General features: G+C 51.1%; 19 protein-coding genes. 12 read left to right on the top strand and 7 right to left on the bottom strand.

Annotated features, from left to right (window positions below; all coding sequences use genetic code 11):
• Positions 1-39: 39 nt before the first annotated feature.
• Positions 40-1,155, bottom strand: coding sequence for a tetratricopeptide repeat protein (locus ACYU87_RS20275; protein WP_461135923.1), 1,116 nt, complete (start codon positions 1,153-1,155; stop codon positions 40-42).
• Positions 1,156-1,255: 100 nt separating this feature from the next.
• Between ACYU87_RS20275 and ACYU87_RS20280 the strand changes: the two genes are divergently transcribed.
• The 9 genes from ACYU87_RS20280 (at position 1,256) to ACYU87_RS20320 (ending at position 8,582) form a co-directional block, all read left to right on the top strand.
• Positions 1,256-2,494 carry a M16 family metallopeptidase gene (locus tag ACYU87_RS20280; protein ID WP_461135924.1) on the top strand — a complete coding sequence of 413 codons (1,239 nt, stop codon included), beginning with the start codon at positions 1,256-1,258 and terminating at the stop codon, positions 2,492-2,494.
• A 17-nt stretch (positions 2,495-2,511) separates the two neighbouring features.
• Positions 2,512-2,865: a nucleotidyltransferase domain-containing protein gene (locus ACYU87_RS20285; protein WP_461135925.1), complete on the top strand. Its 354-nt coding sequence runs from the start codon at positions 2,512-2,514 to the stop codon at positions 2,863-2,865.
• Positions 2,862-3,263, top strand: coding sequence for a HEPN domain-containing protein (locus ACYU87_RS20290; RefSeq protein WP_461135926.1), 402 nt, complete (start codon positions 2,862-2,864; stop codon positions 3,261-3,263). Before ACYU87_RS20285 ends, ACYU87_RS20290 begins: the two co-directional genes overlap by 4 nt.
• Positions 3,260-3,736, top strand: coding sequence for a 2-C-methyl-D-erythritol 2,4-cyclodiphosphate synthase (ispF, locus tag ACYU87_RS20295; protein WP_461135927.1), 477 nt, complete (start codon positions 3,260-3,262; stop codon positions 3,734-3,736). Before ACYU87_RS20290 ends, ispF begins: the two co-directional genes overlap by 4 nt.
• Positions 3,737-3,760: 24 nt before the next feature.
• Positions 3,761-4,891 carry an amidohydrolase family protein gene (locus tag ACYU87_RS20300; RefSeq protein ID WP_461135928.1) on the top strand — a complete coding sequence of 377 codons (1,131 nt, stop codon included), beginning with the start codon at positions 3,761-3,763 and terminating at the stop codon, positions 4,889-4,891.
• A 69-nt stretch (positions 4,892-4,960) separates the two neighbouring features.
• Positions 4,961-6,061: a mandelate racemase/muconate lactonizing enzyme family protein gene (locus ACYU87_RS20305; protein ID WP_461135929.1), complete on the top strand. Its 1,101-nt coding sequence runs from the start codon at positions 4,961-4,963 to the stop codon at positions 6,059-6,061.
• 12 nt (positions 6,062-6,073) lie between these two features.
• Positions 6,074-6,631 carry a GNAT family N-acetyltransferase gene (locus tag ACYU87_RS20310; protein ID WP_461135930.1) on the top strand — a complete coding sequence of 186 codons (558 nt, stop codon included), beginning with the start codon at positions 6,074-6,076 and terminating at the stop codon, positions 6,629-6,631.
• Between the two features lie 84 nt (positions 6,632-6,715).
• Positions 6,716-7,762, top strand: a complete 1,047-nt coding sequence (locus tag ACYU87_RS20315) for an aminopeptidase (RefSeq protein WP_461135931.1) — start codon at positions 6,716-6,718, stop codon at positions 7,760-7,762.
• Between the two features lie 31 nt (positions 7,763-7,793).
• A complete protein-coding gene (locus ACYU87_RS20320) occupies positions 7,794-8,582 on the top strand; it encodes a DUF3108 domain-containing protein (protein WP_461135932.1) in 789 nt (262 codons plus the stop codon).
• A 63-nt stretch (positions 8,583-8,645) separates the two neighbouring features.
• Here ACYU87_RS20320 and ACYU87_RS20325 read toward each other — a convergent pair whose 3' ends face one another.
• Positions 8,646-9,650: a GNAT family N-acetyltransferase gene (locus ACYU87_RS20325; protein ID WP_461135933.1), complete on the bottom strand. Its 1,005-nt coding sequence runs from the start codon at positions 9,648-9,650 to the stop codon at positions 8,646-8,648.
• 10 nt (positions 9,651-9,660) lie between these two features.
• Entirely contained in the window at positions 9,661-11,070 is a 1,410-nt protein-coding gene (gene dnaA / locus ACYU87_RS20330) for a chromosomal replication initiator protein DnaA (RefSeq protein ID WP_461136046.1), read from the bottom strand.
• Positions 11,071-11,372: 302 nt separating this feature from the next.
• Here dnaA and ACYU87_RS20335 point away from each other — a divergent pair, with 302 nt between their 5' ends.
• Both ACYU87_RS20335 and scpA read left to right on the top strand, forming a co-directional pair.
• Complete coding sequence (locus ACYU87_RS20335) at positions 11,373-12,749, top strand: methylmalonyl-CoA mutase family protein (protein ID WP_461135934.1); 1,377 nt, start codon at positions 11,373-11,375, stop codon at positions 12,747-12,749.
• A gap of 23 nt (positions 12,750-12,772) precedes the next feature.
• The gene (gene scpA / locus ACYU87_RS20340) at positions 12,773-14,920 is read left to right on the top strand and encodes a methylmalonyl-CoA mutase (RefSeq protein ID WP_461135935.1); all 2,148 of its coding nucleotides are present in this window, start codon (positions 12,773-12,775) and stop codon (positions 14,918-14,920) included.
• 124 nt (positions 14,921-15,044) lie between these two features.
• On the opposite strand, the gene ACYU87_RS20345 is transcribed toward scpA, so the two are convergent.
• Positions 15,045-17,063, bottom strand: a complete 2,019-nt coding sequence (locus ACYU87_RS20345) for a tetratricopeptide repeat protein (RefSeq protein ID WP_461135936.1) — start codon at positions 17,061-17,063, stop codon at positions 15,045-15,047.
• 108 nt (positions 17,064-17,171) lie between these two features.
• On the opposite strand from ACYU87_RS20345, the gene ACYU87_RS20350 reads away from it, so the two are divergent.
• The gene (locus tag ACYU87_RS20350; RefSeq protein ID WP_461135937.1) at positions 17,172-18,065 is read left to right on the top strand and encodes a DNA/RNA non-specific endonuclease; all 894 of its coding nucleotides are present in this window, start codon (positions 17,172-17,174) and stop codon (positions 18,063-18,065) included.
• 65 nt (positions 18,066-18,130) lie between these two features.
• On the opposite strand, the gene ACYU87_RS20355 is transcribed toward ACYU87_RS20350, so the two are convergent.
• The 3 genes from ACYU87_RS20355 to gldF all read right to left on the bottom strand — a co-directional run bounded on the left by ACYU87_RS20355 (position 18,131) and on the right by gldF (position 20,609).
• The gene (locus ACYU87_RS20355; RefSeq protein WP_461135938.1) at positions 18,131-19,228 is read right to left on the bottom strand and encodes a fatty acid desaturase family protein; all 1,098 of its coding nucleotides are present in this window, start codon (positions 19,226-19,228) and stop codon (positions 18,131-18,133) included.
• A 284-nt stretch (positions 19,229-19,512) separates the two neighbouring features.
• A complete protein-coding gene (locus ACYU87_RS20360; RefSeq protein ID WP_461135939.1) occupies positions 19,513-19,887 on the bottom strand; it encodes a VanZ family protein in 375 nt (124 codons plus the stop codon).
• On the bottom strand, positions 19,884-20,609 hold the full coding sequence (gldF, locus tag ACYU87_RS20365) for a gliding motility-associated ABC transporter permease subunit GldF (RefSeq protein WP_461135940.1): 726 nt from the start codon (positions 20,607-20,609) through the stop codon (positions 19,884-19,886). The genes ACYU87_RS20360 and gldF overlap by 4 nt, the downstream gene beginning before the upstream one ends.
• Positions 20,610-20,708 lie beyond the last annotated feature (99 nt).

The following is a 20,708-nucleotide window of genomic DNA, read 5'->3' on the forward strand; positions in this document are numbered from 1 at the left end:
TGTATGATGTATAGTTCGTCCTACGGCATACATCCTATATCATCTGTACCCTTTTGCTTCGCGAATCAGCGATTTGTACTGGGCTATCGCGAGCGCTTTTTTGTAATTTATTTTAGCCCTATTCTGGTCATTCGCGCGGGCAGCAATACGGGCCAGGCCTGCGTAGGCAAAGGCGTGATACTCTTTTGTATAGGGGTCGTTGAACGGTAATCGAAGGGCAATCTGGTAGGCTTCGGTAGCCTCTTTATCGTCTTTATCAGCATATTCGGCCAGCATGCCCGTAAACGTGTGGACGGCCATTGGCACCAGTTTATTGGGCATTTGCTTTAGCCGTTGTACGTAGGGCCGGGCTTCGGCGTAGCGGCCCGCCAACAGCAGCGATTCAGCGCACGTCATGCCAAACAACGGATTTTTCGGGTATTTGTCGGCCAGGTATTTCGCGTAAACAACCGCCTTGGCAGGTTCCATTTCGTGTTTCAGCAGGATGTGAGCCAGGTAGTAATTGGCAACAGGACGCATAAAAAGTCCTTTCCTGGTTGCAATGTCCATTTGCTTCAGGCCCTTCTCTATATCGCCATTTTCGAAGAAAAACATGAAGGGCTTCACAATCGAGTGGTCCATCGGGTAGCGTTCGATGTAGTAATTATACAGGCCGGTTGTGAAATAAAAATCCGGATTCTTGCCCATCAGCACAAACCCGTCCCGAAGGTAATTGTAGGCTTTTTTTGACTCACCAACGGCTTTCAGGGCTTCGCCTTTGTTATTGTATAGCGAGGCCAGATAACTGTGCGCCGTTAGCGCAAAAAATACCGCTTCGGGGTCGTCTTCGTCTTTATCGAGCATCATTTTGGCCAGCGTAAGGCCCTGCTCTACCGCCTGCATGAACTGTGCCGTGGCGGCCTTGTTCTCGTGCAGGGGTAGGTACTGAAGTTCCAGCTGGGTAGCGCGTAAAATAGAAACAATCGGATGTTGCGGATACCGGGCCTGAAGCTGCCGCATCTGGGTATCGGCAGCCGAAAATTCCAGGTTATAAATATCGTCCAGCGTTCTTAGAACAGTTTGCTGAGCAGCGGGGTCAGCGAGTACCTGCGCCGACGATAGGAACGGCAGGAACAGGCAGCTTAAAATAAGAAGGGTGATTTTGGAAATGGACAAGGTCGTCGTCTACATTACATCGTTTGATTCTATACGACCAGAACCTTACTTTTGTTCAATGCGTAGTATAGAATGAATGCTATACGCAACTGCTTTTTATATGATTGCATACGAAAAATTTGTTTTAGATAACGGCTTGCAAGTTTTCGTCCATGAGGACGCGTCGACACCGATGGCCGCTGTTAATATCTTGTATAATGTTGGGTCACGGGATGAAGATCCGGCGAAAACGGGCTTTGCTCACTTATTCGAGCATTTGATGTTCGGTGGATCGCAGAACATCACCAGTTACGACGAACCCCTGCAAAAGGTTGGCGGTGAGAATAATGCCTTCACCAGCCCCGACATTACCAACTACTACATTACCCTGCCGGCCGCCAATCTGGAAACGGCTTTCTGGCTGGAGTCCGACCGGATGCTGAGCCTCTCGTTCGACCCGCAGGTGCTGGATGTCCAGCAGAAAGTAGTGATCGAAGAGTTTAAGCAACGGTACCTGAACCAGCCCTATGGCGACGTCTGGCTCAAGCTTCGTCCGTTGGCCTACCAGCAGCACCCGTACCGCTGGGCAACGATTGGCAAAGACATTAGCCACATCGAAAATGCGACGCTGGATGACGTGAAGTCATTTTTCTTCAAATACTATCTGCCCAATAACGCGATTTTGGTGGTAGCGGGCAATGTTACCGTTGAGCAGGTCAAGCAATTGTGTGCCAAGTGGTTTGCCCCTATTCAGGCGGGAGCTCCCTACGTACGTCAGCTCCCGACCGAACCGAAGCAGACCGAAGCCAGAAAATTGGAGACATCGGCCAAAGTACCGCTGGATAGTCTATACAAAGCGTACCACATGCCGGGTCGTTTTCAGGCCAATTTCCAGACTACCGACCTGCTTGGCGATATACTGGGACGCAGCAAATCGTCGCGGCTCTATCAGCAACTGCTACGGACAAACCCGTTGTTCAGCAATGTGAATGCCTACATTACAGCTTCCATTGATCCAGGGTTACTGGTCATTCAGGGGAATTTAAACAAAGGTGTTTCGCTGGAAGAAGCTGATGCCGCCGTGGAGTCGATTGTGCAGGAATTTATCGACCAGCCCGTACCGGAAGAAGAACTGGCCAAAGTAAAAAACCAGGCCGAAGCCACGCTTGCGTTCTCGGAGGTTGAATTACTGAACCGGGCCATGAACCTCGCTTACGCAGCCAACGCGGGTGACCCGGATCTGGTTAACCAGGAAGCTGCCCAGATTCAGGCCGTTACGCCCGATGGTATCCAGACGATGGCCCGTCAGGTATTACGGAAAGACAACTGCTCGACCCTGTACTATCGGCAAACTGATTAACGCATAACCCGATGCGCATGCAAACGACCTACCAGCCCAAGGCACTTTCCAGCGATCAGCTTCGAGCGTTGTCCCAGGAAGTAAAGCAGGCGCTCACCGAGCTATACGGCGAGCGCCTTGACCGGGTCATTCTATTTGGTTCGTACGCCAGAGGGGATTTCCACGCCGAATCAGATGTTGACTATTTGATTCTGTTGCGGGATGAACAAATTAAGGCAGGAAAGGAAGTCAGAATGATGGCCCCCAGTATAGGGGCATTAGCCTTACAGTACGACGTAGAGGTATCTGTTTTCCCCGCAAGCCTGTCGACTTATTTATTGGGTCATACGCCCCTTTTTCAGTCAGTGCAACACGAAGGCATCTGCACATGAGCGATTTACAAAGGGCTAAAGCTTATTTGCAGAAAGCAGAAGAGGACCTGGAGGAGGCACGAATCCTTCTGGAAGCCAACTTTCCTGACGGAACATGCAATCGAGCCTACTACTCCTTGTTTCACAGCATCATGGCGCTCTTGCAGGCTACCAGCGATAGTATGCCTAAAACGCATACCGGTGCGCATACAGAGTTCAGGAAACAGTTTATTAAGACAGGTTTATTTGCTGAATCATTCAGCGTAATTATTTCGGAATTATTCAATTTACGGCAAGGTGGTGATTACGAGATTGATTTTGACATTTCTATCGAGGATGCCCGTTCAGCCGTAAATCACTCCTCCGAATTTCTCCTCCAGGTCGAAGCATACCTCCGTGAAAACGGTTTTACCACATGAAAATACGAGTAGGGCAAGGTTATGATGTTCACCGCCTGGAAGAAGGGCGGGCATTCTGGCTGGGTGGTATTCAGATTCCAAGTACGTTCGGGCCGGTCGGGCACTCCGATGCCGACGTGGTCTGTCATGTGCTGTGCGATGCGCTGCTGGGAGCCGCCAACATGCGCAACATCGGGTATCACTTTTCAGACAAAGATCCGCGCTGGAAGGGCGTCGATAGTAAATTACTGCTGGCCGAAGTACTCCGTATGGTGCGGGAGGCAGGATACGACATCTCGAATGTAGACGTAACCGTTGTGTTGCAGGAGCCCAAACTCAACCCGCATATTCCCGCTATGAAAACTTGCCTGGCCGAGGTAATGGCCATTCCGGAAGACGATATTTCCATTAAAGCTACCACCTCCGAACACATTGGCTTTGTGGGACGGGGCGAAGGCATTGCGGCCCATTGCGTAGCGCTGATTTACCGTTAACTTATCCGTAAACAAACCCAACTCGTGAAGCATCTGGCTTACGTTCTCGCATTGCTGCTACCAGGTTTAGTAGCCTGCGGTCAATCCGCAAAACCAAATCAGCCACCCGAGCCACTGGGGTTTGAGGAGTACGACCCCGTTTCTACGCTTAAAGTGCCGGAACACAAACTGACCCGCGCCAAATACCCGTTCATTGATGTTCATAACCACCAATGGGATATGGACAAAGCCAACTTAGGCGGTCTGCTGGCCCAGATGGATAGCCTGAACATGGGCATTATGATCAACCTGAGCGGACGTGGGTGGGGAAGTGTAGCGGAAGGAACGCAGTTTTTCGATAAATCCCTGGCCAATGCCGCTAAGTCAGCCCCGAAGCGACTGGCTTTGTTCACCAACCTCAATTTCGATGAGGTCGGGCGAAAAGGCTGGACCGAGGACGCGGTTAAGCTGCTGGAAGAAGACGTAAAAAAAGGCGCGCGGGGTCTAAAGATTTTCAAAAACCTGGGGCTTAACAGCAAAGATGAATCAGGCCACCGGATTCGGGTCGATGATCCACGGCTGGACCCGATCTGGGCCAAATGTGGCGAACTGGGCATTCCGGTTCTGATTCACACAGCCGACCCCAAATCATTCTGGGATCCGATGGACCGCTACAACGAACGCTGGCTCGAACTCAAATTACACGGTGGTCGCAAACGGGCAGCCAACGACCCTGTTCCCTGGGAGCAACTCATTGCCGAGCAGCACAACATATTCCGCAAGCATCCGAAAACGACGTTTATTGCGGCTCACATGGGCTGGTACCCCAATGATCTGATTAAGCTCGACAGCCTGATGACGGTCTTCCCGAACATGAACGTCGAGATTGGGGCGGTCATCGCCGAGCTGGGTCGTCAGCCAAGAGCCAGCCGCAAGTTTTTCGAGAAGTACCAGGACCGGATTCTGTTTGGCAAAGACAGTTGGGTACCTTCCGAATACGCTACGTATTTCCGCGTACTCGAAACCGACGACGAGTATTTTCCTTATCACAAAAAGTACCACGCGTTCTGGCGGATGTACGGCATGGGATTACCCGACGAGATCTTAAAAAAGGTCTATTACAAGAATGCCCTGCGCATCGTTCCCGGTCTCGATAAAAGTCAGTTCCCAAAATGATGGCCGTAACAGGCTCCGGCTGTTACGTCTTATGCTACCTGCAACAGCCGGAGCCTGTTACGGTCTGCTATGAAAATTACACAAATCGCTCTTTACCGATACGACATTCCACTTAAGGCACCCATTGCCATCTCGCTCGGCACGATTGAAAACGCCCGGAACATACTGGTCGAAATTCAAACCGATGAAAGCATTACGGGCTGGGGAGAAGGCTCACCCTTCTGGATGATTGTCGGTGAAACACAGGCGTCTTCGCTGGCGGCTGCCAATGACATGGCACGACTCCTGATCGGGCGCAACCCGCTTGATATCGAAGGCTGCCTTACGGTGCTGATACGGTACCTACCTGGTCACCCGACAACCCGTTCCGCTTTCGACATGGCCCTTTACGACCTGGCGGCCAAGGCGGCCCGGATGCCACTTTACCAGTTTCTGGGGGGGGCGAAACGATCGCTGGTTACGGATGAAACCATTTATATCAGCACCCCCGAACGGATGGTGGAGGATGCCTTGCGAATCCAGGAGAAGGGTGCTGAAGCCATCAAGGTAAAACTGGGCACCAATCAGCACGACGACATTGACCGGATAGCCGCCATTCGAAACGCGATTGGCGATCAAACGCCCATCCGTACGGACGCGAATCAGGGCTGGGATGTAGTAACCGCTTTGGGCGTATTACGGGCCATCGGCAACTGGAACGTGCAGTATTGCGAGCAACCCATTAAACGGCACGATCTTACGGGATTGCGGCAGATTCGGCAAAAAACGACCGTTCCAATTATGGCCGACGAAAGCCTGTTTGACGCCACCGATGCGATTCGGTTGGTACGGGAGGAAGCCGTCGATTATTTTAACATCAAGCTGTCCAAAAGCGGTGGTATTTCTGAAGCGCTCAAAATCAATGCCATTGCCGAAGCCGCCGGCATTCCCTGCATGATCGGCTGTATGTCGGAGTCGAGATTGGCCCTCACGGCGAACGCGCATGTTGCCTCCGCTCGTCAGAATGTCCGCTTCTGCGATCTGGATGCCTGTTTCGAACATGCCGAAGACCCGGTATATGGCGGTATCACCTACCACGGGTACCGGATCGAACTGCCCGACGCACCGGGCATAGGAGCCGAAGTAGACTCGGCGTTTCTGGCCCGTGCGGAGCGCATCATAATCAGCTAGTAGTTATCCAGCATGCTCATTACCACCGTTCAATCGGAAGCTAATGTTCAGGGAATTCTTGCCCTGCAGCAAGCCAATCTCCGCAAAAATGTACCGCTCGATGTGCAGCTCGATCAGGGGTTTGTGACGGTTGAGCACGACCCGGCCGTTCTGACCCGTATGAACCAGGCCGCCCCCAGCATCATCGCCAAAGACGGCGATCGGGTGGTCGGGTATGCCCTGACGATGCTGCCCGAGTTTGGTCATGACGTACCGGAACTGGTCCCCCTTTTTTCATTGATCGACTCGCTCGACTACGCCGGTAAGCCGCTTTCAACCTACGCGTATTATGTGATGGGGCAAGTTTGCGTAGCCGACGGCTATCGTGGGCAGCGCATATTCGACCAGATGTACAAACACCATCAGCAGGTTTACGGCGATCGATTCAGGCTATTGATAACGGATATCTCGGCCAACAATACCCGCTCGTTGCGGGCTCATGCCCGTGTGGGCTTCGAGGCACTGCACTCGTTCCATGATTCGACGATTGGCGAGACCTGGGTGGTGGTGGTATGGGACTGGAAAAAGTAGGCGGCTTTTGCTTCGCTTTGCTCGTACCGATGCGGCTCTACTTACATAACCGTTTTCTACTTTTGTGCTGAATACTTCCAACCAATGGTCAAAAAAATTGCTCTTGTTCTCGTAGGAATCCTGATTGGCCTGGCTATCTGGCAATGGGAACTGGTCAGTTATGGCTGGATGCAGGCGAAGGGGCAACTACGGGTTTTATGGAACACGAAACCCGTGAGTGAGGTGCTGGCTGACCCTACTTACCCCGACTCGCTAAAGAAAAAAATAGAACTAATCGGAGAAATAAAGCGTTTTGCCTTAGATTCGCTCGGATTAGACGAGTCAGGTAGTTACGAGTCGATCTACGATCAGCAGGGAAAACCAATTTTGTGGGTAGTCACAGCTGCGCAACCGTACCAGCTTGTGGCCCGGCAGTGGCACTTCCCAATTCTTGGCACTTTTTCGTACAAAGGTTTTTTTGAAAAAGATCGTGCCGACTCGGCCCAAGCGGAGTTGAAGCGAGAAGGATTGGACACCCGTATTGGCGACGTATCGGCCTGGTCGACCCTTGGTTTTTTGAATGACCCGGTCCTATCCAGTTTTCTGGACCGGCCCGAAGGGAGTCTGGCGGAGTTGATTATTCATGAACTGACTCACGGCACGTTGTTTGTGAAGAACAGCCTGGAATACAACGAAAATCTGGCTGATTTTGTAGGTGAATATGGGGCTCTTCGGTTTCTGGCCCAGAAGTACGGTACGAACTCAGTACAATACCGGGACTATTTGGCAACGAAGGTCTTTTACGAGCATTACGACGAACACATTTTGCGCGGTACTCAATTACTCGATAGTTTGTATCGGACATTTAAACCTAGCACACAAACGGTGGTCAAAGATTCGTTGAAGTGGCAAACCATTCGGCAAATTGTTGTATCATCAGACACGATTACCGATCAACGGAGTACAACAAGTGCACAATCAGCAAAAAAGCGGTCACTCGGAAAACTAAACTTACCGAATAATGCGTATTTCATTGGGTACCTTACCTATCGAAAACAGCAGAATCGTTTTCGGCAGGAATTTGACAGTCGATTTGGGGGAAATTTCAGCCGGTATTTAACCTACCTCAAACAAACCTATCCATCGTTCTAAACGGAAGCCCATCGTACAGGCAGTTGTTCGTATGAAGAAGTTATTAATTGGCATTGGCATCTTATCCATTTTGAGCACCGGTTTCGCGGCCCTGAATGCCTACAGGCGGGTGGCAAATACGAGTTTTGGTCCGGGCGAACACCTTGAATATAGGGTACACTATGGCTTTCTGAATGCAGCGGAAGCGATAGTTGATGTGAGCCCTTCGCTCTATAAAGTAAACGAGCGCCCTTGTTACCGGGTCAATGTCGATGCCCGTACGCTGGGCGCTTTTGATCTCGTAACCCGCATCCGCGATACGTGGCGCTCTTACATTGATACGTCGGCTATTCTACCCCAGAAGTTTTACACCAACCTTCAGGAAAACAGTTTTCGTAAGGAAGAAAACATCACATTCAACCACGAAGCGAATACAGTAAAGGCCGAAGAGCGTACCGAAAAAGATGTCTTTAAAGTACCCGACAACGTGCATGACCTTATCAGCGGATACTACTTCCTGCGGACCATTGATTTCAGTAAGCTGACCAGTGGGCAGGTCATTGAAGTCCCGGCCTTTTACGACGACACGATCTACAACATGAAGGTTCGTTATCGGGGGAAAGACGTGGTAAAAACTAAACGGGGCAAGGTCAACGTGATTAAACTGAACCCTGTACTGCCTCAGAATAAACTGATTAAAGAAGAAGAATCCATCCGGATTTTCGTTTCCGATGACGCCAATAAAGTACCGATTAAAGTGGAGGTCGATTTTTTTGTGGGCTCCATGGAAATGGACCTTAAGCGCGACGGTGGCCTGAAACAGCCGATAAAATATTATTAAAGAAAGCTTCGTAACAGGAAGGGCCCGCCACAAGTCGAAATGTGACGGGCCCCTCCTGTTACTCTATAATCGTTTCATGGCAAGTCGACCGATTCTCTCTATAACGTTCAGCCGACTCCATCGATGCCGAGAAAAAGGCTCTTCAACCGCGCCGAAGCTTTGGTAAAACTGACGAATAGATGGCTTTGTGGGGCTTTCAAAGTCAAGCAGTAGATTCATACCGGCTTTTTCCCGAATCATCTGATCAATCAGCAGGGTTCGGGCGTTTCCCCGACGGCCGGTGTCCGATGCAGCATTGAATAGATAGATGATTCGATTTCCTTCACACACGAACAACGCGCCAGCCTCGGTTCGTCCATTATGGCAGGCATAGCGCAACGTCATTAAGTTGCGATTGCTCAAGGTTGCCACCAGATTTCGGAGTATATCATACGCCCAATCGGCTACTCCACCATCAATGTCGTTCGCATGATTTTCCCGGAAAAGGGTTATCAATGGCTCAGGATCGGTTGACTCCATAATGGTCCAGTTAGCCGATGAAGCCCGTCTCAGGTTTTGCTTTCTGTCGCGGCTATAGCCTTGATAAAGTGCCTTGTATCCCAGTGACAACGTCAGAACCTGAGTAGCTTCCGCATTGATCCGCCCGAACGGCAGTGGCTCGTCAGCACTGGCTACCTGATCAATACAAAACGTCGAACCATACCGGAAACACTGCTGCATGAATCGTAGGAAAGGGATTGGATTCAGGAGTTGATCCGGGCTAAAAACACCGAGAAACTGGCAGAAGAAAGGCTGGTGAACCACCCAACTGTAGGGTATTCCCAATAGTCGCTTCTGCCGAAGGGGAACTGGCATAACTGCCTGGTAATTACCCGCTTCATCGGCGATAACGAGTCCTATCCATTTCCAGGACGGGGCGGGCAGCACAAGGTCCAGATACCAACTATACCCGTACAGAATACGTTGTGGAGAACTGGCAATGCAGGTGTCCCAGGCCAGGTCGTTTATTTGGTGTCGAGCCAGGGTTTGTATAATAGCTGAATTACCGTTTCCTGACCGGGCCGTCATGCGATAAGACCTACTTAAACATGGCTTTCAGTTTCTCGATTATGTCGCGGGTTTCCGCATGCTTAGCTACCTGATCGCTGATCATCTGTACCGCATGAATAACCGTGCTGTGGTCGCGGCCACCAAAATGATAGCCGATGGATTTGAGCGAGAGGTCTGTTTTTTCTTTGGCCAGATACATAGCCACCTGCCGGGGATGAACCAGTTCGCGCTTGCGACTTTTGGCTTTCAGATCGGCAATGGTGACGTTGAAGTAGCTGGCTACTGCTTCCTGAACCGTATCGATGGTCACCTCCCGTTCGGAGTCAACAACGATATTGCGTAGCGTTTGCTTGGCTAGTTCAAGATCAATTTCCCGACGGTTCAGGGAGGCCTGGGCCATCAGCGACACAATGACGCCCTCCAGCTCCCGAACGTTTGTGTTGACACTGTGCGCCAGGTATTCGATTACCGTATCGTCGATGTAGATACCTTCGGCCTGAAGTTTTTTCTGGATAATGGCAATACGCGTTTCGAGATCAGGCGTTTGCAAATCAGCCGACAATCCCCACTTGAAGCGCGAGAGCAACCGATCTTCCAGGCCGTCCAGTGCTCTCGGTGCCCGGTCGGAGGTCATGATGATCTGCTTGCCCGACTGATGCAGGTGGTTGAAAATATGGAAAAAAATTTCCTGCGTTTTTTCCTTTTTCTGCAAAAACTGCACATCATCGATCACCAGCACATCCACCTGCATGTAAAACGCCGTGAAGTCGCGAATACCATCCGAACGGACCGCGTTCAGAAACTGGTTGGTGAACTTCTCCGACGTAACGTATAAAACAAACTTGGTCTGGTTATTATTCTTGATAAAATTGCCAATGGCCTGCACCAGATGGGTCTTGCCTAAGCCGACTCCTCCGTAAATCATGAGTGGGTTGAACGACGTAACGCCCGGCCGCTCGGCCACGGCATACCCCGCCGAACGCGCCAACCGGTTACAGTCACCTTCTACGTAATTATCAAACGTATAACTCGGGTTCAGGTAAGAATCGAGGGTAAGCGAGTCCAGATCTTTGAGCTGAAACGGGCTTTTCAGAATGTCGGGATTGACATTATCGGGCTTTGAGGTATGCGTTGATTTGGTCGTCGGCACATTAACCGTCAGTGGGCGGTTTTGCTCGTTTCCTTTGTCAACAATGATCGAGTATTCCAGTTGACCATTGTGTCCGATGGCCGTATCGAGGGCTTTACGAAGGGCATGAACAAAATTCTCTTCAAGCCATTCGTAAAAAAATTCGCTCGGTACCTGAATGGTCAGCACATGGCCGTTCAGCTTGAGCGGAACAATTGGTTCAAACCAGGTATTGAAGCTTTGCTCGGGTACAATCTCCCGGATGACACTCAGACAGCGGTTCCATACCGTCGTTATTTCGCGCTGCATGCCGGTCTGAGGAGTTGGATTCACGAGTGTATGTTTGAGTTACGTTGGGGTGCTAAAAAAGGGAGACAAATGTAGGAAAATATCTGACTGACCGTGCAGAACAGGGCGCGATTTTTAGCTGTGTTTGTCTCTCATATGTTAACAGTAACCTAAAATTAAGGTATTCGGCCGGAAGGTCAAGGCATTGAGTCAATCCCTTCGAATAATGCAATTGTGGTCTTGATTAACCAGTTACATTCTTACGCTTACCTCACTCCAGGAAAAAGATTACTTTTACCTGTCCTTTAGCCTAAATCAATCGGATGGTCCCTTTTTTCTCATCGCTCTTCCCTGCCGCAGATAAATCAGCCTGGCTAACCCAGGTCTCCAGCGAAGCAAAATCGGCCCGGAACGGCGATGATGCGTACGAACCGTTACGCTGGCATTCCGAAGAAGGCTTTGCGGTAGAACCTTATTATGCAGCCAGCGACCTCATCGACGGCCCACTTACGGCCTCTGTACTTGACACAATACAGGCGGCCCAGAAACAAAGCCCCGGCTGGCTCAACACACCGGAATACAAACTGACCGACGAGAAATCAGCGAATAACATCCTGCGCGATGCCCTTGCCCGAGGTGCCGACGCACTCGTTCTTGCGCTCGCTGCGCCAGCAACTACTTGGAATGATCAGTTGTCGCGTCTGCTGAATGGCATCAAACTGAGCGACACACCCGTCTTTTTTCGAGTCTCTGCCGGTCATGTCGCTGACTTGGTCAGGGCGATAAAAACCGTTGCGCCGTATAAACTAAAGGGTGGTTTACTCACGGATATAGCCAACTCAACGGCTGACGTTACCCACCTGACCGCCGATTCACCCCAGTTTCGTACGGTATGCGTCAATAGTTGTGCGTTCCATAACGCCGGTGCCACCGCTACGCAGGAACTGGCGTTCACGCTGGCATCCCTGACGGATACGTACGATCAACTCACCGAGAGCGGACTCACGGTTGAGCAACTTGTTCCTAAGACGATGCTTTCCGTTTCCGTTGGCACAAGTTATTTTATGGAAATTGCCAAACTCAGAGCACTCCGTGTGTTGTTGACCCGTTTCACTTCGGCGTATTCGACGACCCCGCTCCCTCCCTTTTTCATACACGGTCAAACGTCCACGTTCTACGATGCTAAAGCGACTCCGAACACAAACCTACTCCGAGCCACAACCGAATCGATGGCAGCGGTGATCGGCGGTTGTGATGCCCTGACAGTTCATCCATTCGATGCCGTACTAGGCACACCCACATCAGCCGGAATCTCAACATCAGCAACGGACTTTTCGGCGCGTATCGCCCGAAACGTATCCATTCTGCTCAAACACGAGAGTTACCTGGACAAGGTCACCGACCCCTCCGCCGGGTCTTATTACATCGAAGTATTGACCCATTCACTGGTCGAAGCAGCCTGGTCGCAATTTCTGTCTATTGAGCAGCAGGGCGGTTTTAGCAGGGCATTGGCGGATGGATTCATTCAGGCTGAACTTGACAAAGCCTACCACGCAAAGGTTCAGGCGGTACAAAACGGGAAGGTTTTAGTCGGCGTCACGAAATTTCGCTTCGATGAACCTTCGGCCCAACCTCACCTGGCTGCCGAACGTGTTACAGCTGTATTACCGGACCGGCGACTGGCTGAAGAATTTGAGTAACCCTGTTTTTAGCAACACGACCTATGAGACCTTCCTTCGCCACCCTACCGACTCCATCAACAACGGGTAATGAACTAGTACGACTGCCTCCGGGTCCAGCGTCGGCTTCTTTCCCAACGGCTGAAGGCATTAAACTTAAACCCCGCTTTACGGCTGCGGACATAGCGACAACCGATCACCTGAATTACACAGCTGGCATTCCACCATTTCTGCGCGGACCTTACGCCAGCATGTACGTTCGGCAACCCTGGACCATCCGTCAGTACGCGGGCTTTTCAACCGCCGAAGCGTCGAACGCGTTCTATCGGCGTAATCTGGCGGGGGGGCAAAAAGGACTCTCCGTTGCCTTCGATCTGGCTACGCATCGGGGCTACGACTCCGACCATCCGCGCGTTGTGGGCGATGTCGGGAAGGCCGGGGTAGCCATCGACTCGGTTGAAGACATGAAAATTCTTTTCGACCAGATTCCCCTCGATCAAATGTCGGTATCGATGACTATGAACGGAGCCGTGTTACCCATTATGGCCTTTTTCATCGTTGCGGCCGAGGAACAGGGCGTTCCACCGGAGAAACTGTCGGGTACGATCCAGAACGACATTTTAAAAGAGTTTATGGTTCGGAATACGTACATCTATCCGCCCGCACCGTCCATGCGTATTGTGGGGGATATTTTCGCGTATACCGCCCGGCATATGCCAAAGTTCAACTCGATCAGCATCAGCGGCTACCACATGCACGAAGCAGGTGCCCCGGCCCACCTCGAACTGGCGTATACCCTGGCCGATGGACTCGAATACATCCGGACGGGCCTCAGGGCGGGCATGGGCATCGACGCTTTTGCGCCACGCCTTTCATTTTTTTGGGGCATTGGAATGAACCACTTTATGGAGATTGCCAAACTCCGGGCGGGACGACTTCTGTGGGCCAAAATTATTAAGCAGTTTGACCCTAAGAATGCCAAATCACTGGCTTTGCGCACCCATTGTCAGACATCAGGCTACAGCTTAACGGAACAGGATCCGTTCAACAATGTGGCCCGCACAACCATTGAGGCTCTGGCAGCGGTACTGGGCGGCACGCAAAGTCTGCATACTAATTCGCTGGACGAAGCTATTGCTTTACCAACCGACTTTTCAGCCCGCATTGCCCGGAATACCCAGCTTTACCTACAACATGAAACCGATATTACGCGGGCCGTTGATCCCTGGGGCGGATCCTATTACGTTGAGTTCCTGACAAAAGAGCTGGTTGACAAAGCCTGGGCGTTGCTCGAAGAAGTGGAAGAGCTGGGGGGTATGACAAAAGCGATCGAAACCGGACTGCCCAAACTCCGCATCGAAGAGGCCGCTGCCCAAAAACAGGCCCGTATCGATTCGGGTAGAGATGTCATTGTGGGCGTGAACCGGTACAAACCCGCTTCAGAGACGACGATAGAACTTCTCGACATTGACAATCAGGCCGTGCGGGAAAGCCAGTTGAAACGGCTGAGCATCGTGAAAGAATCCCGAAATCAGCCGCAAGTGGACCAGGCACTGGCCAATCTTACGGAAGCGGCTCTAAACGCTGGCCATGCCTCCACAAATCTGTTAGCGCTCGCTGTTGACGCGGCTCGCCACCGCGCTACCCTGGGCGAAATCTCCGACGCTATGGAAAACGCATTTGGCCGTCATAAGGCCACCATTCGAGCCGTATCAGGTATCTATTCGGCAGAGATTTCGGACGACGAAAACTTCCGTCTCGCCCGCGAGATGAGTGATCAGTTTGCCGAACTCGACGGCCGCCGGCCCCGGATTCTGGTTGCTAAAATGGGACAGGATGGCCATGACCGGGGCGCTAAAATCATTGCAACCAGTTTCGCCGATCTTGGCTTTGACGTAGACATGGGCCCCTTGTTTCAGACGCCGGAAGAGGTGGCCCGACAGGCAGCCGAAAACGATGTACACATCGTAGGGGTATCCAGTCTGGCAGCAGGCCACAAAACATTAGTGCCGCAGCTTGTTGATGAACTCAGGAACATTGGCCGTGGTGACATCATGGTCATTGCCGGTGGTGTCATTCCGGCAGGCGACTATCAGTATCTGTACGATGCGGGTGTTAAAGGCATTTTTGGCCCAGGCACTGTTATTGCAGTAGCCGCGCAAAAGATTCTCAAGGAGTTGATGAGTGCGTAGTCGTCTTTGCGCAGAAGGGGTCGCTCGTCGTGACAAGCGGCCCCTTCCGAATTACAATTTATAACTACAGTGGAGTCAGTTCTAAGACACTGACGCCACATCAGCTACCAATGCATTGGTGGAACTAGTACTTATTCACAATCGAATCGGGTAGCATGCTTACGTCGATGCCGGTTGCTTTAAAAAGGTTGGCCCGGTTGTTTTGGCCATCTACGTAGGCGGGATTCACAACCATCGAGCGGTTGTAGTAATACGAAGCCAGTTCCAGTTTTTGGCGGTTGTTCTGCGCAATGCCTTCACCCTGATAAATTACCCCAAGGTTGTTGTAAGCAGGCGCATAGGCATTGGCGGCCCGAATCGTCTGTTTGTAGTAGTACTTGGCCGAATCGACGTTGGGCGTGATTTTCTGAAACACGTAGGCCATCGAGAAATACGCTTCACCGAAGCTCGGATAAATCCGGGTCGATTCCTGCAGGTGATCGAGTGCCCAGCGTCCGTGCTTATTGGCCTGAGCCACAGCAGTATCAATCAGTATCTGCGCCTTCTTAATTTGCTCGGGGGTTGGCTTGGGTTTAATGGCATTCGTGGCGTTGGCAATCGAATCGGCTTTCGCACGGTCTTTCACGCCTTTCTCAATCCACTCGTTAGCGACGTGTCGCTGCACCTGGCAACTATTGGGCGCGTAGGGCAAAGCCGAATTAAATAAGATAAAGTTATTCTCCCAATCGCGGTTCCGCTCAATGGTTTTGAACGAGTACAAGCCTGTTACGACAGCCATCAGCCCAAGCAATGGAGCATACCGCGCCCATACAGACTGAGTGGTCGCTACCGTCGAATCGGCTGGCTTACGCACCAGGAATTTCTGAAGCGCCCAGATCAGCACAAAGCCAAAGCCCATAACGGCCGCGTACGAAAACCGTTCGGCAAAAATACCACCCCGGATCCAGATGAAACCTAAACCCGGTGCCATTGTAACGAAGAACCAGAAAATACCGAAGCCCCAAAGCGTGCGTTTAACAAAGCCTTTCCAGGCCAGCCAGAGTAAGCCGAGTAATGTAAAAAAGCCAGCCCAGGTTAGTAGGTCACCCTTTCCCCCCGACGGAATTACATTGTACGAGTAATCATAAACGAGCGGATGGGGCAAAATCATCAACCGAATGTAGTACTCTAAAAACTTAAACATGGTCGATTTCTGCGTCTTCTCAATGGCGTATGGGTAGTTGGCCCAGTCGACGGGAGGAGTTCCGCTCAGGGTGCCAATCATCTTCTGCTTTTGGTAAAAAAACAGCGCGGCTACAATCAAAAACGGCCAGAGGCTAATCAGCGACTGCCACACGTTCCGGCGGGCAAACCAGTACTGCATGGCCGGAATCAGTGCCAGACTGACAATGGACGATTCTTTGGATAGAAATGCCAGGTACAACGATGCACAGGCCCCCACGATCCAACCCGACTGGTTGGTTTCAAGATAGCGCCAGTGCGATAGCAACATCAGGGCAATAAACAGGAAACTCAGGATTTCATCACGCCCCTTGATGTTGGCAACAATCTCCGTGTGGAGGGGATGGGCCATAAACACCAGACCAATCAGAAAAGCCGTGATCGTTTGGTTGGCCAGCCATTTCTGAAGCAACACACCGATAACCAGCCCCGTAAGGCCATAAAGACCCGCGTTGATCATATGGCTGATGTTCGGATTATCCTTAAAATATTCCTGTTCGAGCGCGAAAGTGATCAACGACAAAGGGCGATAGTAGCCCAGCGAGATGTTGCTGAAGTGCCAGAATTCTGTGCGAAGCAAGTCGGGAATACCAGCAATTCCGCGTTTTACGAACAAGTTCTGCCCCACTGCCGCAATATCATCGAGGGCATACTGGTGGCCAAACGTGTTGATATACAAGGCAAAACCAAGCAGCGCCAGCACGATAGGCGGCCACCAGTCAACGGCACGCTTGCTGATGGGCAAGTCGGAGTCAGGGGCGTCACTGGTCGCTTTTGCCGTTGCAGGACGCTGAGTGGCATCCCGGGCGGTAGCAGGGCGGTTAGGAATCTGTGGCGTAACCGACGCCGGTTTGGGAGCAGCTGGCTTTTCGGGAGCCGGGCGAGCATTGTCAGCGCCTGATGATTGCTTTTTTTTTGCCATAGCAGCAGATAACTTATCTATTTCAGGTCAGTTTTAGTCTTTAGTCTATTTCAACGGTGGGTTGTTTCGAGAATCGTTACATTTATACTCTGTCAAAGTTCCGTAAGAATGTCAGCAAAATCAATGAAAGACCTCAATCAACTCAAAACTATTGTCTTAGCATTTAGCCTGGGGATTCTGTTGAACGGGTGCCTGCCCACCCGGATTCCCAAGTCAACCAGCCCATCCAGTTCCGGCTCAACCGAACCCACCCGCGACGATAACCTGGCGCTGGGCAATCCAAGCGGTGCATCGGTCAGCTACCCCAACAACTACCTGATGGTCAAGCCGGAATATGTACTCTCCTACAACCGAGGGCGGGGCCTTGCTAACTGGGTTAGCTGGCATCTGAGTTCAGCCTGGAAAGGCGACAGCCGTCGAACCAATGACTTTCGCCCTGATGCTACGCTGCCCGCGGGCTGGTATGCCGCCAAACCGTCGGATTACACCAACACGGGTTTTGACCGGGGGCACCTTTGCCCATCCGACGACCGCGACGCCACGCCCGAGGAAAATGCTGCCACGTTTCTCCTAACCAACATCGTGCCACAAGCACCCCGTCATAATCGGGAAATCTGGAAAAATCTGGAAGAATACGAACGGCAACTACTAACCAACGGCAATGAAGTATACGTTATTGCCGGGACCTGGGGCGCTGGCGGCACCGGGCAAAATGGGTATGCAACCACACTTGCCAGTGGACGATTAACGGTTCCGGCTACCTTATGGAAAATTATTGTAGTGCTACCGACCGGCTCCGATGATGCCGCCCGGATTTCCACCGACACCCGAATTATTGCCGTTAATATCCCGAACAATCAATCGGCCGCGGAGAAGCCCTGGCGGGCTTATGTGACGAGTGTAGATGACCTGGAAAGCCTGACCAGCTATAATTTCCTGTCGAACGTACCAGCGGGTATTCAACGCATCATCGAAAAGCGAATCGACGGCGATAATAGTTAACAAAAAGTGGTCAGCCATGTGGACATGACGAACGTCCATATGGCTGACCACTTTTTGTTTGTTTTCTAAGCCGTTGCCACAGCTACCCGCGATCTGGCCGGGATACTTGGCTTGCTACTTGCCGGAGTCTGAATCCGTCTTGTCCGGCGACGCAGCAGGGCAATGGCCTCGTTATCATCGGCAAAAGCGCCGTTCACATTCACCATGTGCTGCGCCAGCACATCATATTTCTGACGCATCAGCAGGAAGAACACCTGTCCAAAATCTATTCCGTCGAAGATAATAGCTTTATTCTGAGCGTATTTATCAATTGTTTTCAGGAAAAATGTTGGGTGTTCTGTCCAGTGCATAGCTGGCCGAACGTGGTGGCTGATGTGGTATCCATCGTTCCAGCACTTCCGGTTATACTTCACATTGATGCAGGTCAGGCTGTTTTTATAGGCATTACCAGGGTCTTCATTATCCACAAAAGCGTGTTGTGTCCAGTTACCTACCATGGCGATTAACCGATAAATAAACAGCGGGAAGATAAACACAACGATTACGGCAGGCAAGCTTATAAAGCTAAGTCCAATGCAGACAGCGGCAAAAACAAGCTCCCCTGTCATGGCACGAACGGCTAGTTTCGGGCGGTTTTTCCGACGTAGGTAGGTTAATAAATTCCGTACACCGATTACAAAAAACCGGCCAAAGTAAGCCAGAAAACTCCGGAAGCTATCACGCTGAAAGGTCATCGTGCTGCTATCGTCTTCTTCCAGATTATTTTCGGGATGGTGCATACCAATGTGGTGACTGTAGTACGTCTCCGGCGTATGCCCGAAAAATGGTGCCAATACCCAGGGCAGGTAATAGTTCATCCAATTGTATTCCGTCTTGAAAAACTGCCGGTGGCTCGTGCAGTGAAGCATCAGACCAAAGGGGCCTTTAACGCCGAAATTACTGAAGCCAAAATGAAGAACCGCGACGGCCCACCAGGCCCAGCCCGTCAGGAAAGGCATGAACAGCAGGACGCTCAGGGGAATCAGGGTCAGACTAATTCGTAAAGTAAGGTAGATAAAGGGCAGATCACGCTCATCTTTGATATACTGTAGAAAGAATCGGTCAAGCCGACTGTAATCACGACCCGTAAAAGTGGGGTCATGGAGGGTGCTCAGTACCTTCATGTACGCGTATTGAAGTTAAGGATATAAATAAAAAGGTTCAGACCGTTTCGATTTCGCTTTGGACGACAATAGAAACTGTCTGAACCTCATTAGTATGTTAACGAAATTAAAGGTTTCGAATTGAATTTCACCTCGTTAAAGTCAACTTTATTTTTCCAGGGGCCATCTAGCCGTTCTATGGATCATCTAATAACATGCAAAGAGGGTACGGCTGTCGTTGGCTGCTTTGCTATAAATATGCCCCAGGAAGCACGCACTCTGTCAAAAGCTGCTACTCTTGATGCCTACTCACTGATCAGCTTCCCGCTGATGCTGTCTACTATTTTCTGGGCGAGCGGAGCCAATAAGACACCGGCAACGACACCGATGCTGTCAGCAAAAAGATCGGCCCAGTCGGCGCTGCGATTAATTGGCAGCACATATTGAAGCACTTCGATGAGTGCTCCGAACGCAAATCCGACAACGGCGACCGTAAAAAGCTTAAAACCAGCCAGGCGCCAGAGCAAGGCAAACAGCGCAAATATGGCAATGTGTTGGGCTTTATCGTTCAAGCTCACTAGTTCATCCGGCAGTTCTGTATGAGGAGTTAAACAACCGATCAGCATGATGACGGTCCAGATAATGGCCAGCCAGCGGAATAATGTAGGAGTCAGTTTCATTTGGTCGATTTCAGCCCGTTGGCCGTAAGGAAGAGAAACAGAAAGATAAGACTAATCAGATAAATAACATTCCGCGAGTCGATCACGCCCCGGCCAAGCGACCGGTACTGTTCATCGAGCGCCAGTAACGACACATAATACGAAAAATTTCCGGCTATGGACAGACCCGCCAGCGCACTAAGACCTGCGTACAGCAAGAAGCAGAAAAATACGCCAAGAACAAAGGCAACTACCTGATTATCATTGAGCGCCGATGCCCATAAACCAATAGCTACGAATACGCCAGCCAGCAGAAACAACCCAACGTAAGAGCCAAATACCCCGGCCGAGTCGATATTACCAACGGGCGAACCGAGCTGGTACAAGGTAATATAATAGATCAGCGTTGGGAGCAATGTCAGAATAACGAGCAGCCAGCTCGCCAGAAATTTCCCGCCGACTACACCCCATCGGCTCACCGGCTTGGTCAGCAGCCATTCGAGTGTACCGGACCGCACCTCATCGGCGATGGATCGCATAGTGATGGCCGGAACCAGAAACAGCATCACGTAGGGCACAAGATTAAAAAACGTGCCCATATCGGCATAGCCATTTTCCAGCAGGCTCGTATCCGGAAAAATCCAGAGCAGCAAACCGACCGCCGTTAAAAACACGCCCATGATGATGTAGGCGATGGGCGACGAGAAAAATTGGTTGATCTCTTTTCGAAAGATAGCCAGCACAAAAAAACGGTTTAGGGTATTCAGTTATCGGTATGCGGATTTTGGCAAATGAGAGGCTAGAGCAGGAACAGCCGTAAACCAAAAATCATACACCGTAGA

The sequence above is a fragment of the Spirosoma lituiforme genome (assembly GCF_054776635.1).

Excerpts from the sequence above, each read along its gene's own strand:
- ACYU87_RS20320 (WP_461135932.1), top strand. The coding sequence starts at position 7,794 with ATGAAGAAGTTATTAATTGGCATTGGCATCTTATCCATTTTGAGCACC.
- ACYU87_RS20310 (WP_461135930.1), top strand. The coding sequence starts at position 6,074 with ATGCTCATTACCACCGTTCAATCGGAAGCTAATGTTCAGGGAATTCTT.
- ACYU87_RS20280 (WP_461135924.1), top strand. The coding sequence starts at position 1,256 with ATGATTGCATACGAAAAATTTGTTTTAGATAACGGCTTGCAAGTTTTC.
- ACYU87_RS20360 (WP_461135939.1), bottom strand. The coding sequence starts at position 19,887 with ATGAAACTGACTCCTACATTATTCCGCTGGCTGGCCATTATCTGGACC.
- ACYU87_RS20285 (WP_461135925.1), top strand. The coding sequence starts at position 2,512 with ATGCAAACGACCTACCAGCCCAAGGCACTTTCCAGCGATCAGCTTCGA.
- scpA (WP_461135935.1), top strand. The coding sequence starts at position 12,773 with ATGAGACCTTCCTTCGCCACCCTACCGACTCCATCAACAACGGGTAAT.
- dnaA (WP_461136046.1), bottom strand. The coding sequence starts at position 11,070 with ATGCAGCGCGAAATAACGACGGTATGGAACCGCTGTCTGAGTGTCATC.
- ACYU87_RS20345 (WP_461135936.1), bottom strand. The coding sequence starts at position 17,063 with ATGGCAAAAAAAAAGCAATCATCAGGCGCTGACAATGCTCGCCCGGCT.
- ACYU87_RS20350 (WP_461135937.1), top strand. The coding sequence starts at position 17,172 with ATGTCAGCAAAATCAATGAAAGACCTCAATCAACTCAAAACTATTGTC.
- ACYU87_RS20355 (WP_461135938.1), bottom strand. The coding sequence starts at position 19,228 with ATGAAGGTACTGAGCACCCTCCATGACCCCACTTTTACGGGTCGTGAT.
- ACYU87_RS20315 (WP_461135931.1), top strand. The coding sequence starts at position 6,716 with ATGGTCAAAAAAATTGCTCTTGTTCTCGTAGGAATCCTGATTGGCCTG.
- ispF (WP_461135927.1), top strand. The coding sequence starts at position 3,260 with ATGAAAATACGAGTAGGGCAAGGTTATGATGTTCACCGCCTGGAAGAA.
- ACYU87_RS20325 (WP_461135933.1), bottom strand. The coding sequence starts at position 9,650 with ATGACGGCCCGGTCAGGAAACGGTAATTCAGCTATTATACAAACCCTG.
- ACYU87_RS20290 (WP_461135926.1), top strand. The coding sequence starts at position 2,862 with ATGAGCGATTTACAAAGGGCTAAAGCTTATTTGCAGAAAGCAGAAGAG.
- ACYU87_RS20305 (WP_461135929.1), top strand. The coding sequence starts at position 4,961 with ATGAAAATTACACAAATCGCTCTTTACCGATACGACATTCCACTTAAG.
- ACYU87_RS20335 (WP_461135934.1), top strand. The coding sequence starts at position 11,373 with ATGGTCCCTTTTTTCTCATCGCTCTTCCCTGCCGCAGATAAATCAGCC.